Below are 18,907 nucleotides of genomic sequence, written 5' to 3'. Positions count from 1 at the left end.
TGCGGTGCGGAAGAGGGCGGAGGCGAACGTGGCGGTCACGGACGAGGCGATCGACAAGATCAAACAGATGATCCTCGCCGGCGAGTTGCGCCCCGGCGACCGGCTACCACGCGAACCGGACCTGGCCGAACGCCTCGGCCTGTCCCGCAACTCCCTGCGCGAGGCCGTCAAGGCGCTCTCGCTCATCCGGGTGCTCGACGTACGGCAGGGCGACGGGACGTACGTGACGAGCCTGGACCCGGCCCTGCTGCTCGACGCGCTGAGTTTCGTCGTCGACTTCCACCGGGACGACACCGTGCTGGAGTTCCTCGAGGTCCGGCGGATCCTCGAGCCGGGCGCGACCGCGCTGGCCGCGCAGCGAGCGACCGAAGAGGACATCTCGGTGCTGCGCGGTGTCCTCGACGGGCTCGGCGACGATCCGGGCATCGACGAGCTCGTCGCCAACGACCTGGAGTTCCACCGGCTGATCGCGGTGTGCGCGGGCAACAACGTGCTCACCTCGCTGCTGGACAGCCTCTCCGGCCCGACCACCCGGGCCCGGGTGTGGCGGGGCCTCACCCAGGAGGGCGCCGTCGCCAAGACCCGCGAGCAGCACGCCGCCATCCTGGACGCGGTGGCCTCCGGGCAGGCCGACCTGGCCCGGTCCTGGGCCACCGTGCACGTCGCCGGCGTGGAGGAGTGGCTGCGCCGGGTCCTCTGACCGGCCTCTCCGGTGCGCCTCACCGTCAACCGGCCATCCGCTCCTCGGCGGCGCGCCACGTCGCCTCCGTTCCGCGCGGCTCGTACCGCACGACCTGCTGGGTCTCGCGCAGCAGGGCCCGCAGTGCCGGCAGGTCGCCACCGACGGCGCCGGCGGTCCGCGCCTGCACCAGCACGTTGCCCAACGCGGTGGCCTCCACCGGACCGGCGAGCACCGGCAACCCGCACGCGTCAGCCGTCAGCTGGCAGAGCAACGAGTTGCGGGCGCCGCCGCCGACGACGTGCACGGTGTCCACGTGCCGGCCGGAGAGCTGCTGCGCCTGACGTACCGCACGACGGTGCGCCAGCGCCAGGCTGTCGAGGATGCACCGGACGGTGGCGGCCGGCGTGGTGGGCACGGGTTCGCCGGCGCGGCGGCAGGCCCGCGCGACGCGTGCCAGCATGTCGCCCGGCGGCAGGAACGCGGGGTCGTCGGGATCCACCACCGACCGGAACGCGGGTTCGGCGGCGGCGCGGCGCAGCAGGTCCGGCAGGTCGGCTCCGCCCCAGGCCCGCACGGACTCCTGGAGCAGCCACAGACCCATGACGTTGCGCAGATAGCGGATGCTGCCGTCGACTCCGGACTCATTGGTGAAGTTCGCCCGCCGGCTCGCCTCGGTGAGCACCGGAGCGTCGAGCTCGACCCCCACCAGCGACCAGGTGCCGCAGGAGATGTAGGCGAAGTTCCGCCCCGACGCCGGTACGCCCACCACCGCCGACGCGGTGTCGTGCGAGCCGACGGCCACGACGTCGGGCGCACCCGGCAGCCCGAGCGCGGGCAGAACCGGCGCGATACGGATGCCCGCCTCCCGCAGCGGCGGGAACAGCCGCGGCCGGATGCCGGCGTCGGCCATCAGGTCGGTGGCCCACGCCCGACGACGCACGTCGTAGAGCTGGGTGGTGGAGGCGTTGGTGACCTCCGCACCGACCTCGCCGGTGAGCCAGTAGACGACGAGGTCCGGGATCAGCAGCAGCCAGCGCGCGACGTCGAGCTGCGGTGTGCCCCTCGCGGCGGCGAGCTGGTAGAGGGTGTTGAACGGAAGCTGCTGCAACCCGGTCGTCGCGTACAGCCGTTCCGGCCCCAGCCGCGTCGCCAACCGCTCGGCCACCCCGTCGGTACGCGCGTCGCGGTAGTGCACGGGGTTGCCGAGCAGCGCGCCGGACGCGTCGAGGAGCCCGTAGTCGACGGCCCAGGAGTCGACACCGACGCTGGTCACCGGGCCGGCGGCCCGCAGACCGTCGAGGACACCCCGCGCGAGGGCGAGGATGTCCCAGTGCAGGGTGCCGGCGACCCGCACCGGCTCGTTGGCGAACCGGTGCACCTCGGTCAGGTCGAGGACGCCCGAACCGACGCGCCCGACCATCACCCGGCCGCTGGAGGCGCCCAGGTCCACGGCGGCGAAACGGGTGCTCACAGCAGCCCCCGCCGGACCGCCCACACCACCGCCTGGATCGGCGCGGCCACGTCGAGCCGGTCGCAGACCGCCCGTACCCGTCGGCGTACGGTCCGCTCGGAGAGTCCCGTCCGCCGGGCCACCGTCTCCAGTGGCAGGCCGGTCGCCAGCAGCCGCAGCAGTCGCAGGTCCCCTTCGTCGAGCACCGGCTCCACCACCCGCGCCGTCGTCGTCATCCCGCACCGGCCCGGGTCAGCGGAGAAAGGCCGCGGCGACACCGGCGTCGACCGGGACGTGCAGTCCGGTCGTGTGTGACAGCTCCCCGCAGGTGAGCACGAAGACGGCGTTGGCGACGTGCTCCGGCAACACCTCCCGCTTGAGCAGGGTGCGCTGCGCGTAGTACTCGCCGAGCCTCTCCTCCGGCACGCCGTAGACGGCGGCGCGTTGGGCGCCCCACCCCCCGGCGAAGATGCCGGAGCCGCGTACCACGCCGTCGGGGTTGACGCCGTTGACCCGGATGCCGTGCCCGCCGAGTTCGGCCGCGAGCAGGCGTACCTGGTGCGCCTGGTCGGCTTTCGCCGCGCCGTACGCCACATTGTTCGGGCCGGCGAACAGCGAGTTCTTGCTGGAGATGTAGACGATGTCCCCGCCCATCCCCTGGGCCGTCATGATCCGCGCGGCCTCCCGGGAGACCAGGAACGAGCCCTTGGCCATCACGTCGTGCTGCAGGTCCCAGTCCGCCTCGGTCGTCTCGAGCAGCGGCTTCGAGATCGAGAGCCCGGCGTTGTTGACGACCAGGTCCACCCCGCCGAACGCGAGCACCGCCGCGCGCAGGGCGCGGGCGACGGCCGTCCCGTCGGTGACGTCGGCCGTGACGGCGAGCGCCACGTCGGCGCCGCCGATCTCGGCGGCCACGGTGGTCGCCGTCTCGGCATCGCGGTCGACGACCACCACGCAGGCGCCCTCGGCCGCGAGACGGTGGGCGGTGGCCCGGCCGATACCGGAGCCGCCACCGGTGACGAAGGCGACGCGGGTGGCGAGAGGCTTCGGCTTGGGCAGCCGCTTGAGCTTCGCCTCCTCCAGCGCCCAGTACTCGATGCGGAACTTCTCGGCCTCGTCGATCGGGGCGTACCGCGACACGGACTCCGCACCGCGCATCACGTTGACGGCGTTGACGTAGAACTCCCCCGCCACCCGGGCGGTCTGCTTGTTGGCGCCGAAGCTGAACATGCCGACGCCCGGCACGAGGACGATGGCCGGATCGGCGCCGCGCATCGGCGGGCTGTCGCCGGTGGCGTGCCGCTCGTAGTAGGCCCGGTAGTCGTCGCGGTAGGCGGCGTGCAGTTCCCGGAGCCGGTCGATCGTCTCGGGCAGTGGCGCGGTGGGCGGCAGGTCGAGCACCATCGGTCGCACCTTGGTACGCAGGAAGTGGTCCGGGCAGGACGTGCCGAGCGCCGCGAGCGCGGGATGCCGTTCCCGGGCGACGAAGTCGAGCACCACGTCGCTGTCGGTGAAGTGGCCTACCTGTGGCCGGTCGGTGGAGGCGAGGCCACGCAGAACCGGTGCGAGGGCGACCGCGCGGGCCCGGCGCTCGTCCGGCGGCAGCGGCGCGTACCCGTCGATGACCGGGCCGAACGGTTCCGCCCGGCCGTGTTCGTCGAGGTACGCCTGGGCAGTCCGGATGATCTCCAGCGAGTGCCGCTCGCACTCCTCGCCGGTCGCTCCCCAGGCGGTGATGCCGTGCCCGCCAAGGATCACCCCGATCGCCTGCGGGTTGGCCCGCGCCACCGCGGCGATGTCCAGCCCGAGCTGGAAACCAGGCCGGCGCCACGGCACCCAGAGCACCCGGTCGCCGAAGATCTCCTTGGTCAGTTCGGGGCCGTCCGCGGCGGCGGCGAGGGCGATGCCGGCGTCCGGGTGCAGGTGGTCCACGTGCGCCGCGTCGACCAGCCCGTGCATCGCCGTGTCGATCGACGGCGCGGCACCGCCCCGGCCGTGCCGGCAGTAATCCAGTAGCGAGACCATCTCATCCTCCCGCGCGGGATCGACCGGGCCCCCGCCGGCATCGCCCGGGTAGACGTCGACGAGGGCGCGCAGCCGGTCCAGGCGCAGCACGGCCAGACCGGCCTCGGTGAGCGTCCCGAGGTCACCGCCGGAGCCCTTGACCCACAGCAGGTCGACGGGCCCCCCGGTGACCGGGTCGATGACCTGGCCCTTGGCCGAGGTGTTGCCCCCGGCGTAGTTCGTGGTGGTCGGATCGGCGCCGAGCCGGTTGCTCCGCGCGATCAGCGCCTCTACCTCGGAATACATCGTCCTCACGTCCCTGTTCGCGTTCGTTCGGTGGTGGTCAGGCGCCCCAGCCGGCCTGCTGCCCGCCGGCCCGCTCGGTACGGATGCGCTCGAAGTAGCCGGAGCGGGCGTACGCGGCGATCGGGTCGGGGTCCAGGCCCAGGTCGGTCCGCAGCTCGGCCAGCAGGGGACGGACGTCGGTGTGGTACGCGTCCATCAGCACCGCGTTCGCCCCGAGCACGTCACCGGCTCGCTGGGCGGCCGCCAGCGCGTCGGCGTCGACGAGCGACGCCTTGGCGGTGGCCTCCTGCACGTTCATCACCGACCGGATGATCGCCGGGATCTTCGGCTCGATGTTGTGGCACTGGTCGAGCATGAACGCGATCCCGCCCTCCGGCCGCAGCGCGTCACCGCGGACGATCTCGTGCATGATCCGGAACAGCTGGAACGGGTCCGCGGCGCCGACCATCAGGTCGTCGTCGGCGTAGAAGCGGGAGTTGAAGTCGAAGCCGCCGAGCTTCCCGGCGCGCAGCAGGAACGCCACGATGAACTCGATGTTGGTGCCGGGCGCGTGGTGGCCGGTGTCGATGACCACCTGCGCCTTGGGCCCGAGCTCCAGGCAGTGCGCGTACGCGGTGCCCCAGTCGGGCACGTCGGTGGTGTAGAAGGCCGGCTCGAAGAGCTTGTACTCCAGCAGCAGCCGCTGGTCGGCGCCGAGCCGGTCGTACGCCTCGCGCAGCGCGGCGGCGAGCCGGTCCTGCCGGGCCCGGATGTCGTCCTGACCGGGATAGTTGGTGCCATCGGAGAACCACAGCTTCAGGTCACGCGAGCCGGTGCGATCCATGATGTCGACGCACTCGAGCAGGTGGTCGATCGCCTTGCGCCGCACCCCCGGGTCCGGGTTGGTGACGCTGCCCAGCCGGTAGTCGTTGTCCTGGAACACGTTGGCGTTGATCGCACCCAACGCGACACCCTGGTCCGCCGCGTAGCGGGCCAGCTCGGTGTAGTCGTCGACCCGGTCCCACGGGATGTGCAGCGCCACCGTGGGGGCCACCCCGGTGAGCCGGTGCACCATCGCCGCGTCGGCGATCTTCTCGTACGGGTCACGCGGCACGCCCTCCTGCGCGAACACCTTGAAGCGGGTGCCGGAGTTGGCGTACGCCCAGGAGGCGGTCTCGATGCGCTGGGCGCGCAGGGCCTGCGTGACCCGCGCACGGGTCGGCGCGTCGGGGTGGGTCATGGAGTTTCTCCCGTCTGCGCGGCGAGCTGAGCCGCAAGTTTGAAGACCTCGTCCAGCGGCCGCACGGCGCGCTCGGGGGTGTCGTGGTCGAGGTCGAGGAGGAACGACGACATCTCCGCCCGCCGGCGGCGTGGTGCCGGGGCACCGGCACCAGCCGCGGCGGTCAGAAGTCGAACTGGTCGATGTTGTTCTTGTCGAAGACGGTGGGCGGGCCGAGGACGACCACGCCGTCCTTGCCGACGGTGTACTCGCCGAGCTTGCCGGCCGTGAACTTCTCGCCCTCGGCACCGGTGATCTGCCCCGACGCCAGCGCGGCGCCGGCGTACGCCGCGAGGTAGCCGAGGTCCGCCGGGTTCCACAGCGAGAACGCGTCGACGGTGCCGTCCTTGACGTACTGGCGCATCTGGTTCGGGGTGCCCAGGCCGGTCAGCTTGACCTTGCCCTTGTACTGGGAGCCGCTCAGGTAGCGGGCGGCGGCCGCGACGCCGACCGTGGTCGGCGAGATGATGCCCTTGAGGTCGGGGTAGGACTGCAGCAGGCCCTGGGTCTCCTGGAACGACTTCTGGTCGTCGTCGTTGCCGTACGCGACGGTGACCAGCTTGATCTTGCTGTACTCGGGCTTCGCCAGCTGCTGCTTCATCAGCTCGATCCAGGCGTTCTGGTTGGTCGCGTTGGCGGTGGCGGAGAGGATCGCGATCTCACCCGCGCCACCGATCTGCTCCGAGATGAGCTTGACCTGGTTCTCGGCGATGCCCTCGGCGGTCACCTGGTTGACGAAGATCTGCCGGCACTCCGGCTTGGTGTCCGAGTCGAAGGTCACGATCTTGGCGCCCGCCGCCTTCGCCTGGTTGAGGGCGCCGCAGATCGCGTTGGGGTCGTTCGCCGAGGTCACGATCACGTCCATGCCCTGCTGCGACAGGGTGTTGATGTAGCTGACCTGGGAGGACGCGCTCGCCTCGGAGGGGCCGACCTCCTTGAACTCGCCCTTGATCTCGGTGACCGCCGTCTTGCCGCCGTTGTCGGAGACGGTGAAGTAGGGGTTGTTCACCTGCTTCGGCAGGAAGGCGATCTTGAGGCCCTCCTTGATCGACGCGTCGGGTTTCGCCGCGCCGCTGGCCTGGTTGCCGGCACCGGTGTCGTTGCCGGAGTTCTCCCGGGTGGTGCCGCCGCAGGCCGTGGCGCTGAGCAGCAGGGCGGCGAGGGCGAGGCCGGTGGCCCCGAATCGGAAACCTCTGCGGTGCGCGGACATCGTTATCCCTTCCGGGGGTTGGTGGTGGGGGAATCAGGGCGCGACGGGGTTCGCGCGCTGCCGTCGACGGTGCAGCCGCGCGCGGACGTCCGCGACGGCGTTGGGAAGCACGACGGAGGCGACGAGCAGCGCCCCCGTGACGATCGTCAACGCGTTGGCGTCGACGTCGGCGAGTTGAAGCGCGTTGCGGAGGACACCGAGGAGCAGGACTCCGGCGACCACGCCGAGCAGACCACCCCGGCCGCCGAAGATCGACACACCGCCGAGCAGCACGGCGGTCACCACGGTGAGTTCGAGACCGGTGGCGTTGTCGCCCCGGGCGCTGGCATAGCGCAGCGTCCAGAAGATCCCGACCAGCCCGCAGACCGCGCCGGAGGCGACGAAGAGCCAGAACTTCGTCCGCGCCACCGAAACGCCGGCGAAGGTGGCGGCCTGGTCGTTGTTACCCATCGCGTAGAGCGCCCGCCCGGCCGAGGTCGCGTGGAGCACGACACCGAACACCAGCGCCAGCAGCAACACCGGCAGCACCGCGACGGGGATCGAGGTGCCGGGGATGTCCCGTACCGCCGCCGCGGTCCAGCTCGCCGGGAAATCGGCCACCGCCTGGTCGCCGAGCACCACGAACGACAGTCCCCGGTACAGGGCGAGGGTGCCGATGGTCACCGCCAACGAGGGCAGGCCGAAGCCGGTGACGAACACGCCGTTGACCGCGCCGAGCACGGCGCCGAGGATCACCACCAGCACGCAGATCAGCTCCAGCGACAGCCCGCTGGACAGCCACAGCTGCCCCATCACCGTGCTGCACAGACCCACCGTGCTCGCCACCGACAGGTCGATCTCGCCGGTGATGACGATCAGCGTCATGGGCAGCGCGAGCATGGCCAGCGGCACCAGGTCGAGCAGCAGGAACTGGACGTTGCGGCCGGTGGCGAAGTTCTGCACCGACACGCTCGCCAGCAGCGCGGCCACCACCAGGGCCACCACGACGGCCGCGTCCCAGGAACCGAGCACGCCACGCAACCCGGCCAGGCGGCCCGTCTCCCGCTCGGTCTCGGCGCCGGACGACGGTGCGGCGTACAGGCTGTCATGCGCCATGGGCGCTTCTCCCTTGGAGCCGGGCCGCCATCCGCAGGGCCAGGAGCCGGTCCAGGCCGATGGCGGCGAGGATGAGCGCGCCGACGACTGCCTGCTGCCAGAACGGGTCGATGCGCAGAACGGCCAGCGAGCTGCCGATCGTGGTGAGCAGGACAGCGCCGAGCGCGGCGCCGTACGCGCTGCCGCTGCCGCCGAAGATGGCCACCCCGCCGACCACGGCCGCCGCGACGACCTGTAGTTCCAGGCCCGTACCGGCGGCCGCGTCGAGGGTGCCGAACCGCGCCGCGTGGAGCACACCGGCGAGGCCGGCGAGCGCCCCGTTGGCGACGAACACGGCGAAGACGCGCCGCCCGACGGGGATCCCGGAGAGCCGGGCGGCCGCCGGCTCCGAGCCGATGGCGTAGAGCTCCCGCCCGCTTCGGTAGGAGCGCAGGTAGTAGCCGACGACGGCGACGACGATCACCGCGGCGAGGAAGAGCAGGGGTACGCCGAGCATCGTCTGGTTGCCCAGTCGCAGGAACGACCGGGGCATGTCGGCGGCGTTGATCTGGCGGCCGGACGCCCAGTAGTAGTCGACGCCCCGGAAGGCGTAGAGGGTGCCGAGCGTGATGACGAGCGCGGGGACCTTCGCGACCGCGATGAGCCCGCCGTTCACCGCGCCACACACGGCGCCCAGCACGACACCGAGCAGCACCGCCACCGGCCAGGGCGTGCCGGGCGCGGCGAGGAAGAGGGACCCGGTCGAGAAGGCGACCAGGCCGAGGATCGAGCCGACGGACAGGTCCACGTTGCGGGTGACGATGACCAGGGTCTGCCCGACCGCGAGGATGACCAGGATCGCGCAGCCGAGCAGCAGGTCCTTGACACTCTGCCCGCTCAGGAATCGGTCGTTGCGCAAGGTGGTGACCAGGATCAGCGCGCCGAGCGCGAGCAGCAGGCTCAACTCGCGTACGGCGAGCAGCCGTTCGGTGATCCCCCGGCGTTGCCGGCCGGCGCCGGAGCGCGGGTTCTCGGTGCGGCGGTCCGGCGTTCCGGTGTCCGTGAGACTCATGCCGGCACCTCGCTCCGCCCGGGTCCGACCACGACATCGCACTTCGCTCGCCGGCGCCCGCTCATGCGGTCGCTCCTTGACCGGTGGCGGCGAGCATGACCGAGGTCTCGTCCGCCTCGGCCCGGGACAGTTCGCGGACCACCCGTCCCTCGTGCATGACGAGCACCCGGTCCGCCATGCCGAGCACCTCGGGCAGTTCGCTGCTGATCATCAGGATGGCCAGCCCCTCGTTCGCCAGTTCGGAGAGCAGTCGGTGGACCTCGGACTTGGTGCCGACGTCGATGCCACGGGTCGGCTCGTCGATGATCAGGATCCGCGGCTCGGTGGCGAGCCACTTGGCGAGCACGACCTTCTGCTGGTTACCGCCGGAAAGGGTCGCCACCGGGGCGGTGAGCCGGGACGCCTTGACCTGCAACCGTCGGGTCCACCGCTGGGCCTCGGCCCGCTCGGCTCCCCCGATCAGCAGCCCCAACCGGCTCAGCGCGCGACGGCGGGCCAGGGTGGCGTTGCGCTCGACCGACAGTTCCATCACGAGGCCCTGTTGGCGGCGGTCCTCGGGGACCAGCGCCAGGCCGGCGGCGATGGCCCGGCGCGGGCTGCCCGGTGGCAGGGTCCTACCGGCGACGCGTACCTCACCGGCGTCGTAGTGGTCCACACCGAAGACGGCCCGGGCCACCTCGCTACGGCCGGCGCCCACCAGCCCGGCCAGGGCGACGATCTCACCACCGCGGACGTCGAACGACACGTCGGAGAAGACGCCGGCACGGCTCAGCCCGCTGACCTCCAGCAGGGTCTCCCGCAGCGGGGCGTCCTGCTTCGGGTAGAGCGAGGAGACGTCCCGGCCAACCATGCGCCGCACCACCTCGTCCACGGTGAGCTCGGCGGTCGGGTCGGTGGAGACCCAGGCCCCGTCGCGTAGCACTGTGATCCGCTGGCAGAGGTCGAAGACCTCGTCGAAGCGGTGCGAGATGAACAGCACGGCCGCGCCCCGCTCGCACAGTGACCGGGCCACCCCGAAGAGCCGTTCCACCTCGACGCCGGAGAGCGCGGCGGTCGGCTCGTCCATCACCAGGACCCGGGCGTCGAAGGAGAGCGCCTTGGCGATCTCGACGAGTTGCTGGTCGGCGATGGACAGCCCACGCGCGGGACGGGTCGGATCGATGCGGACGCCGAGTCGCTCGAAGAGCCGCTCGGCGTCGCGGTTCATCGCGGTCGTGTCGATGCGGCGCAGGCCGCGCAGTGGCTGCCGGCCCATGAAGATGTTCTCCGCGACCGACAGGTCGGGAAACAGGGTCGGCTCCTGGTAGATGACGGCGATGCCGGCGGCCCGGGCATCCGCGGGTCCGCGCAGTTCGAGCGGGCTGCCGTCGAGAGTCATCCGGCCGGTGTCCGGGGCGTGGGCTCCGGCGAGGGTCTTCACCAGAGTGGACTTTCCGGCCCCGTTCTCCCCGACCAGGGCGTGCGCCTCGCCGGGGTGCAGCGCGAGGTGCACGCCGCGCAGCGCGGCGACGGCGCCGAAGGACTTCGTCACGCCGTCCAGTACCAGCAGCGGAGCGCTGCCCGCTCCCGGTGCTTCCGGGCTCATCCGACCCCCTCCTGAATCGTTTCACGGGTCGTGCATGGACGGTAGGGGCAGGCATTCGTGACCGTCAAGACCCCGCTGGGATTTCCCCGCCGTTGCCGGAACCCGCCCCGACGTCCCACTTCTCGTCGGGCCAGCCCGGCCCGACGTGGGCCGCCGACGACGGGGCAACTGGATGAAACGTTTTAGCCGCTATAGACTCCCCGACGTCGACCCGGGGCCCGGGGCCACCGCGTGGCGTCTCCGCTCCACCCTCCGGGGACCAGGTGGCGTGCTGCGGTGTCCGCGGTGGGTGAGCGGGACCGTCCGATAACAAGGCGGGACCACCCAACAGACGCTCACCATGCGCACTGAGAGGTGACGGAACGATGGCAGGGGCAAGCATCAAGGAGGTGGCCCGCCACGCCGGCGTGTCCCTCGGCACGGTGAGCAACGTGCTCAACCGGCCCGACATGGTCTCACCCGGCACCCGCCAGCGAGTGCTCGACGCCATCGCCGAACTCGGTTACGTACGCAACGACTCCGCCCGCCAGCTGCGCGCGGGCCACAGCCGTACGGTCGCCATCGTCGTGCTGGACGTGACCAACCCGTTCTTCACCGACATGGTCCGCGGGGCGGAGCGGGTCGTCGAGGCGACCGGCGCCATGCTCATCGTCTGCAACAGCGGCGAGGACGGCGCCCGCGAACGCCGGCACCTCGAACTGCTGGAGGAGCAACGCGTACGCGGCGTGCTCATCACCCCGGTCGGCGACGGGCCGCAACCCCACCTCGAGAAACTCATCGACCGTGGCATCCCCGTCGTCCTCGTCGACCGTGGCACCGGGCGGGCCAGCCGCTGCTCGGTGGCCGTCGACGACGTCCTCGGCGGCCGGCTCGCCATGGACCACCTGCTCGACGAGGGTCACCGCCGCATCGCCTACGTCGGCGGGCCGCTCTCCATCGCCCAGGTCGCGGAGCGGCACGCCGGGGCCGCCGCCGCCCTGGAGGATCGGGGGGCGGGCGCCGAACTCCGCGTCGCCGCGACCACCAGCCTGACCGTCGCGGCCGGACGGCGAGCCGCCGAGGATCTGCTGGCCCTGCCCGCGCGGCAACGACCCACCGCCCTCTTCTGCGCCAACGACCTCCTCGCCCTCGGTGTGCTCCAGGAGCTCACCGCGCGTGGTCTGCGGGTGCCCGCCGACATCGCCATCGTCGGCTACGACGACATCGAGTTCGCCGCCGCGGCGGCGGTGCCGCTCTCCTCCGTACGCCAGCCCCGCGAACAGCTCGGGCGCACCGCGGCCGAGCTGCTGCTCGAGGAGGCCGAGCACGGCGAGGCACACCAGCACCGGCACGTCGTCTTCCAGCCCGAGCTCGTCGTCCGCCGCTCCAGCGATCAGCCCCGGCGCACCCGACGCTGACCGACCCCGGCCGCCGGCAGCGGTGACACCGACGCGGTGGTAGCCGACCCGGTGTGCGGCGACGGGCAACACGCGCCCGACCCGATGCTCCCCGGCGCGAAGCCGGACACCGCGTACGGCAGGCGGATCGCCTCCGCGGCCGGGCCCGGCGTCACGGCATGGACGCCGGGCCCGGCCGCAGGGGCTATCGCGCGACCGTGAAGGAGTACGAGCCCGCCCCGACGCGGTAGACGGCATGGTCGGCCTCGACCCGCACGAAGTCGGCCCGCTCCGGCGCGGCGGTCACGTGGCCGCCGTGCAGCGGCACCCGGACCTCCGCGGTGGTGTTGGTGGGCACGGTGACCGCGAGCCGGAACCGACCGTCGGTCCTGGACCACTCGGAGCGGACGAGCCCGGCCGGCGTCCGGTAGCTACCCTTCACGAAGGTCAGATCGCCGACGACCTTCGGCTCGATGACCAGCTCCCGGTAGGCGACGCTGCCGTCCGCCGCGCGGATCCCGGCGAGCCCACTGTGGAACCACTCCTCGATCTGGGCGAGGATCATGTGGTTCTTCGAGTCGCCACGGTTCCACCGCTCCCCGATGGTGGTCATGCCGCCCGGATTGGCGGTGGTGGACGCCATGAAGTACCCGTAGCTCGGCTGGTCGTCCTCCTGAAGCAGGTCCCACAGCACGTCGTCGCGGCCACCGGCGGCGAGAGCCCGGACGGTGGGGCCCATGCCGATGGTGCCGCCACTGAAGTGCGGCCCGTCCCCGTCGGGGTGGAACGCGTAGACCAGGTCGACGAGGGCGTCGAGGACCGCCGCGCGTTCCCCGTCCGGGACGAGCCCGGCGTCCAACGCGAGTGCCTGTGCCGTCTGGGTGGCACCGGCGGTACCACCGTCGCCGTCGGTGGTGTAACGGCGCAGCTGGGTGTTGTAGAAGTGCGCGTTGAACGCCGTCCTGATGTCGTCGGCCAGCGTGCGGTACCTCTCCGCGTCCGCCCGGTGGCCGGTCAGCTCCGCCATCATGGCCAGCTTGGTGATCATCACGTGGTAGCCCCAGGTGCCGGTGATCCGGCCTGAGGTCTGGTCGGCCGACACCCAGTCGGCGAGGGCCGCGTCGACGATGTGCGCGTCGGCGCCGGTGCCGACCTTCTCCCGCTGGATGTAGTCGGCGAAGTCGACCATCCGGTCGTAGTAGCGGGTCATGGTCTGGGTGTCGCCGTACAACTCGTACAGCATCGCCGGCACGAGAATGATGGCGTCGCCCCAGTTGATCTCGTCACCGAAGCGGCCGCTGTAGCCCCAGTCGTACACCGGAGTCTTCAAGGCCACGTTGCCGGACATGGGCGTGTCGGCGACGGACTGCCCCTCCACCAGATGGTGCATGGTCGTGCGCAGGTACGCCGCGAGCTGCTCGTTGCGGTGGATGGCGCCCATCGGCATGGTGTAGTCCGCCGGATACGACAGCTTCTCCCGGCCGGGGCAGTCGGTGAACACCGACATGATGTTGCTCATGAAGGAGTACCGGGACATCGTGTGGATGCGGTTGACCCGGGCGTTGGAGGTGACCACCTCCCCGGCTGTCGGGGTGTCCGCCTGCAACCGCAGGCCCCGGATCGTGTCCTTGGTGGGCACGTACCCCTCCGGCAGGCCGGTCACCTGCACCCACTGCATCCCGAAGTAGTTGAACTCGGGGTGCCAGGTCTCGCCGCCCCGGACACCGGCCGTCGTGTACGTGTTGAACAGGTCCCGGCCCCGGCTGCCGCCGCCGCCCATCAGCGACGCCTGGTCGACGGTGCCGTCGGCGGCGAGCGACTCGGCCGGGGACATGCGGACGGTGGTGCCCGCCGGCACCCCGTCCCGCAGGTGCAGCTCCGGCCACCCGACGAAGTTCTGCCCGAAGTCGAAGACCCAGGTGCCGGGCGCGGGATTGCGTACCGACAGCGGGGTGAACCTCTCGACGACCTTGACCGGCTCGGCCGCGCGGGCGACGAGCTTGGTGGCCAGGTTGGGCGGTGGGGCGATGCCGGCGTCGATCCAGCCGGTGTTCGTGCCGTCGCGGCGTTTCGCGGTCGGCGAGAGGTCCGCCCCCGGACCGTCCCAGCCGGGTTGCTCGCGGCGGGCGTCGTGGTCCGCGCCGGAGTACCACGCGTCGGTGACGAGTGGCCCCAGGGCGGTACGCCAGCTGCGGTCGGAGACGATGACCTCGGTCGCCCCGCCAGCGTACGAGATCTCGAGGCGCGCGATGAGGCGCGGGGTGACCGCGGCCCCGGCGCTGGCGTCAGTCGCGGCGATGTTGTTGCCCGACCCGGTGACCAACGCGCCCGCGGCGTGCGGTCCGGCCAGGCCGGGGGTGAAGGCGATGCCGGTGCCGGTGGGGCCGGCGGTGCCGATCGCGGTGATCGTGCGGGATTCGAGGCGGTCGCCGCCGTCGCCGGTGTCGATGTTGATGCTGCCGCCGACGTGGTAGTTCGCCACGTTCGTGACCTGCACCGTGGTGGCCCCGGCCGCCGCGTCGGTGGCTAGGGCGCCGCTGCCCTTGAGCTGGCTCTGCCACCAGGAGTACGGCGCGGTACGGCCGACAGCCGGGTTGGTGACGCTGCGGCGCACGTACGCCGGGCCGTTGCCGAGCTGCACCCCGAGCGTGTTGCCGCCGGTGCGCAGCTCCTTGGCGACGTCGTAGGTGCGGTACTCGCTGGAGAGCTGGTAGTTCGAGTTGCCGGGGGCGAGCACCTCGTCGGTGAGCGTCCGGCCGTTCAGACTCGGCTTCTGCAGGCCGACACCGGACAGGTACAGGCGGGCGTCTTCGATCCGCGCCCGGCGGTCGATGGTGAACTGGCGGGCGAAGATCGGCATCGGCTGGTTCTCCGCGCGGCCCGGATACTCGATCCAGCGGGCCGGCGCCCAGTCACTCTGCCGCAGCAGGCCCATCTCCCAGGAGGACGCCTCGCTCCAGCCCGAGGGACGCTTGTCGGCGTCCCAGACGCGTACCCGCCACACGACCCGATCACGGGACTCCAGGGGCGCACCCGTGTAGCGGACACCCGTCTGCACCTCGGATTCGACCCGGCCGGAGTCCCAGACCAGCCGCCCGCGATCGAGGTCCGACTCGCTGGCCGCCGCCTGGACCTGGTAGGCGGTCTGCCTGTCTCCCGGGCACGCCTGGCGGGCTCGGGGCCGGTGACACGGATGCGCCGCGGCCCGGGGCGTCTCGACGATCTGCCAGGCGAGCGTCGGATCGGGATTGTCGATACCCAACGGTTCGTCGTACCTGCCGTCGACCTGAAGGTTGACGACCCGGACGTGAGGGGCGCCACCGCCAGGTCCGGCGGCGGCCGGTGTGGCGGCCGATGCCTGCGACGCGATCAGGATCAGGCAGGCGCCCGCCCCCATGAGCCCGCGCGCCCGATGTCTCACTCTCGACACGATGCTCTCCCTCCCGTCGACGCGCGGGCGCCGACGCTCCGTCTTTCGCGCATCAGGCGGTCGGTGCGGAGCTGCTGACGAAGTGCCAGGTCCCCGAGCCGACCGTGTGCACCAGGTAGCCCGCTTCCATCCGCCGGGCCGCCACCAACCCACCGGGCGACGCCTCGACGTCGCCCGCCCGCGCCGCGGGCACGTGGACCTCGGCCGTGGCCCCCACCGGCACCTGCACGGTCAGCTCGAACCGGCCGTCACGGTGACCCCAGGCGGTCGAGGCCCGCCCGCGTACCGTGTTCACCGCCACCGACGCCGAGGACAACTCGGCCCGCGCGTCGGGCCGGACGACGAACCGGGCCCATCCGTCGGCGACCGGCCGCAGGCCCGCGACGTGCTCGTAGAGCCACTGCACAACGGTGCCGTGGAAGTAGTGCTGGCGGGAGCGGGTCGATGTCGGCCACATCTCCCACATGGTGTCGGCGTCGTTCTCCACCCAGTAGCCCCAGCTCGGGTACGTCCGCTGCAACGCCACCCGGGCGGCCACGTCGGCGTGGCCGTGCGCGGTCAGCACGGGCAACAGGACGCTGGTGCCGAGGCAGCCGGTGTTCAGGTGCCAGCCCCGGTCGCGGATGTCCGCCACCAGGTTGTCCACCACCGCCCGCACCAGTTCGTCGGGCACCAGGCCGAACGCCAACGGAACGGCGTTGGACGTCTGCCGGTAGCCGGGATCACGGTCGGTGCGGTACAGCCCGCGCCCCCGGTCCAGGAAGGTCTCGTTGAGCCGGTCCCGCAGTCCGGCGGCCGCCGCGCGGAACCGGGCGGCCTGCGCGTCCTGCCCGATCAGCTCACCCACCTCGGCGGTGGCCAGCAGCGCCCGATGCAGGTAAGCCGTGGCGGTCAGCCGGGTGTCCTCGGGCGGATTACCGCCGGTGCCCGGCGACAGGTAGTCCCCGAGCGCCGTCACCGCCAGCCCGTCACTGAGGCGATCCAGCTCCCACTCCAGATAGTCGGTCACCGCCTGCCAGTGCTCCTGCGGCAACCGGTCGTCGCCGTACCAGCGGTGCATCTCACGCAGCAGGTAGGGGTAGACGGTGGTCCACTCGGGCGCCGGGGCCAGCTCCTGGTATCCCCAGCCGCCGCTGGGCACGATCACCGGCACCTGGCCGGAGGCGACCTGGGCGTCCCGCAGGTCCCCGAGCCACTTCGTGAAGAACCGCGACAGGTCGAGCTGACCGGCCATCGTGGCGGCGGCGACCTGCGCGTCCCCGGTCCAGCCGTTCTTCTCGTACATCGGGGTGTCGGTGGGGATGCCGTGCAGGTTGCTGCGCACCGTACGGCGCATCATCCGCTCGAACTGCTCGAACAGCGGTTCGCTGCACCGGAACTCGCCGACGTCGCGGACGTCGGAGTGCACCACCCGCATGGTCACGGTGTCGGTGCGGGCCGCCCCCGGCAGCCCGTCGAGCTGTACGTAGCGGAATCCCTTGTACGAGAAGCGTGGCTCCCACACCTCCACGCCGCCGCCCCGGGCCACGTACTCGTCGAGTTGGAAACGGGCGCTCTGGACGTTGCCGTTGGACGCCTCCACCGTCCCGTCGGCGCGCAGCTTCTCGCCGTACAGAACGCGCACGACGGTGCCGGCCGGCGCGGTGACCCGCAGCCGGACCCAGCCGGCCGTCGTCCGGCCGAAGTCCGCCACCCAGACACCCGCGCGCGGGGAGTTCAGCGAGGTCGGGGCGACGGACTCGACGACCCGGATCGGTTCGTGTTCCTGGGCCCGCAGCGTGCCGGCCGGGGTGTCCAGCACGCTCGCCCGGTCCCAGCCGGAGTCGTCGAACCGGGCCGTCGACCAGCCCGGCAGCTCCAGACGGGCGTCGTAGATCTCCCCGGCGTAGAGGGAGTTCGACACCGTCGGGCCGGTGGTGACGCGCCAGTTGTCGTCGCTGACCACCTCGGTGCGTGACCCGCCGGGATGCTCGACGACGAGCCGGGCCAGCACTCGCGGCTCGCCGTGCCAGGGCGGTTGGTGCCAGCGCCACACGTTGCGGGTGGTCATGCCGTAGAAGCCCCGGCCGAGCTCCACGGCGAGCGCGTTGCGACCTTGCACCAGCAGCTGCGTGACGTCGTGCGTCACGTACAGGACGGTGTCGTCGTAGTCGGTGAACCCCGGGTCCAGCACGGCTGTCCCGACCCGCTCGCCGTTGAGGTGCAGCACCTGGTAGGCGAGGCCCGCCACGTACAGCCGGGCCCGGGTCACCGGCTTGTCGAGCTGGAACGCGCTCCGCAGCAGCGGCGCGGGCCGTTCCTGCACCGGCGGTTCGACACCGCTGCCCCACGGCCCCTGGCCGTACGGCGCGAGGACCACCACCGGCGACCAGGCCGAGTCGTCGTGGTCCACCTGTTCCCAGCCCGGCTCGACGCTGCCGGTCGTTCGCCAGGCCGCATCGGTGACGAGCACCAGTTCGCCGCCGTCCGTGGTGCGGACCACGAGCTTCGCGATGAGACCACCGGGGTTGACCGACGCGCCACCACGGTTGGTGGCGATCGCGGCCAGCACCAGGTCACCGCCGACGGCCGCGCGGGTCAGCTCGGTGACGTCCGCGACCCGGGCGGTACGCCAGCCGTCGGTCTGCTGGGGCGCGGAGAGGACGAGCCGGCCGGAGAGGTACGCGGTGAAGTCGTCGTCGGCGCTCATGATCAGCCGCGCGGAGCTGACTCCGGTCCCCTGAGGCAGGGCCAGTCGGCCGCGGAACCAGCGCGGACCGGCGGGGGCGTTGCCGGTCGTCGCGCCCGGCCCCCAGATCCAGGACGCGGCGGTCAGGTCCAGGGCGTTCGGCTGCGGAATCTCGACCTGCCCGCCCCACGGCCCCTGGCCGTACGGCACGAGCACGGCCACCGGCGCCCAGCCGGTGTCGTCGTGCCCCGGTTCCGGCCAACCGGCCTGCTCGACGTCGCAGCTGCGCCAGGATTCGTCGCTGACCAGCACCGACCGCTCGCCGGCGGTGGAGGTCACGACCAGCTTGGCGATCAGGCCGGCGGGGTTCACCGACGGGCCCGGGCGGTTGGTGGCGACCACGGCGAGGGTGAGCGGCCCGCCGGCGTCGCGGACGAGTTCGGTGACGTCGGCGGCCTTGGCGCTCTTCCAGCCGTCGCTCTGCTGCGGGGCGTGCAGCACCTGCTGCCCGTCGAGGTACGCGGTGAAGTCGTCGTCGGCGGTCACGACGAGCTGCGCGGCCACGATCCCGGTGCCGGCGGGGATCACCAGCCGGCCACGGAACCAGCGGGTACCGGCCGGGGCGTTGGCGGCGGTGGCCTCCGGCGACCAGATCCACGAGGCTCCGGCGAGGTCCAGCCGCTCAGCCGCGTGGTCCGGTTCCGCGGAGCTCGTGCAGAAGTACCAGGATCTTGGTAACGAACTCTTGCCGTACCGCCAGGAAGTGGACCGCCGGCTCCCCAAGGACCTGGC

General features: G+C 72.0%; 12 protein-coding genes. 2 read left to right on the top strand and 10 right to left on the bottom strand.

All coding sequences use genetic code 11. From position 1 onward, the window contains the following. Nucleotides 1-4 precede the first annotated feature (4 nt). Nucleotides 5-700, top strand: coding sequence for a FadR/GntR family transcriptional regulator (locus ABZS42_RS19075; protein WP_355146974.1), 696 nt, complete (start codon nt 5-7; stop codon nt 698-700). 25 nt (nt 701-725) lie between these two features. Here ABZS42_RS19075 and ABZS42_RS19070 read toward each other — a convergent pair whose 3' ends face one another. From ABZS42_RS19070 to ABZS42_RS19035, 8 genes are all read right to left on the bottom strand, one after another. Continuing rightward, nucleotides 726-2,153, bottom strand: coding sequence for a rhamnulokinase family protein (locus ABZS42_RS19070; protein WP_355146972.1), 1,428 nt, complete (start codon nt 2,151-2,153; stop codon nt 726-728). Continuing rightward, nucleotides 2,150-2,368 carry a LuxR C-terminal-related transcriptional regulator gene (locus ABZS42_RS19065; RefSeq protein ID WP_076469524.1) on the bottom strand — a complete coding sequence of 73 codons (219 nt, stop codon included), beginning with the start codon at nt 2,366-2,368 and terminating at the stop codon, nt 2,150-2,152. Before ABZS42_RS19065 ends, ABZS42_RS19070 begins: the two co-directional genes overlap by 4 nt. 16 nt (nt 2,369-2,384) lie before the next feature. Continuing rightward, entirely contained in the window at nt 2,385-4,442 is a 2,058-nt protein-coding gene (locus ABZS42_RS19060; RefSeq protein WP_355146970.1) for a bifunctional aldolase/short-chain dehydrogenase, read from the bottom strand. Between the two features lie 37 nt (nt 4,443-4,479). Beyond that, a complete protein-coding gene (gene rhaI, locus ABZS42_RS19055; protein ID WP_355146968.1) occupies nt 4,480-5,661 on the bottom strand; it encodes an L-rhamnose isomerase in 1,182 nt (393 codons plus the stop codon). Nucleotides 5,662-5,824: 163 nt separating this feature from the next. Continuing rightward, nucleotides 5,825-6,910 carry a rhamnose ABC transporter substrate-binding protein gene (gene rhaS, locus ABZS42_RS19050; RefSeq protein ID WP_355146966.1) on the bottom strand — a complete coding sequence of 362 codons (1,086 nt, stop codon included), beginning with the start codon at nt 6,908-6,910 and terminating at the stop codon, nt 5,825-5,827. A 33-nt stretch (nt 6,911-6,943) separates the two neighbouring features. Then, nucleotides 6,944-8,005, bottom strand: coding sequence for an ABC transporter permease (locus ABZS42_RS19045; RefSeq protein ID WP_355146964.1), 1,062 nt, complete (start codon nt 8,003-8,005; stop codon nt 6,944-6,946). Next, complete coding sequence (locus ABZS42_RS19040) at nt 7,995-9,056, bottom strand: ABC transporter permease (RefSeq protein WP_355146962.1); 1,062 nt, start codon at nt 9,054-9,056, stop codon at nt 7,995-7,997. Before ABZS42_RS19040 ends, ABZS42_RS19045 begins: the two co-directional genes overlap by 11 nt. 61 nt (nt 9,057-9,117) lie before the next feature. Continuing rightward, nucleotides 9,118-10,641: a sugar ABC transporter ATP-binding protein gene (locus ABZS42_RS19035; protein WP_355146960.1), complete on the bottom strand. Its 1,524-nt coding sequence runs from the start codon at nt 10,639-10,641 to the stop codon at nt 9,118-9,120. Nucleotides 10,642-11,006: 365 nt separating this feature from the next. Between ABZS42_RS19035 and ABZS42_RS19030 the strand changes: the two genes are divergently transcribed. Further along, nucleotides 11,007-12,038, top strand: coding sequence for a LacI family DNA-binding transcriptional regulator (locus tag ABZS42_RS19030; protein ID WP_355146958.1), 1,032 nt, complete (start codon nt 11,007-11,009; stop codon nt 12,036-12,038). A gap of 184 nt (nt 12,039-12,222) precedes the next feature. Here the strand turns inward: ABZS42_RS19030 and ABZS42_RS19025 are convergent, their stop codons facing one another. Both ABZS42_RS19025 and ABZS42_RS19020 read right to left on the bottom strand, forming a co-directional pair. Continuing rightward, the gene (locus ABZS42_RS19025) at nt 12,223-15,447 is read right to left on the bottom strand and encodes a family 78 glycoside hydrolase catalytic domain (protein ID WP_355146956.1); all 3,225 of its coding nucleotides are present in this window, start codon (nt 15,445-15,447) and stop codon (nt 12,223-12,225) included. 52 nt (nt 15,448-15,499) lie between these two features. Continuing rightward, nucleotides 15,500-18,907: family 78 glycoside hydrolase catalytic domain (locus ABZS42_RS19020; RefSeq protein ID WP_355146954.1), on the bottom strand; the 3,408-nt coding region annotated here is incomplete at its 5' end.

This window comes from Micromonospora sp. NPDC005367, assembly GCF_040606825.1.
Classification (GTDB): Bacteria; Actinomycetota; Actinomycetes; order Mycobacteriales; family Micromonosporaceae; genus Micromonospora.
This window is presented reverse-complemented; position numbering and strand designations above follow the sequence as displayed.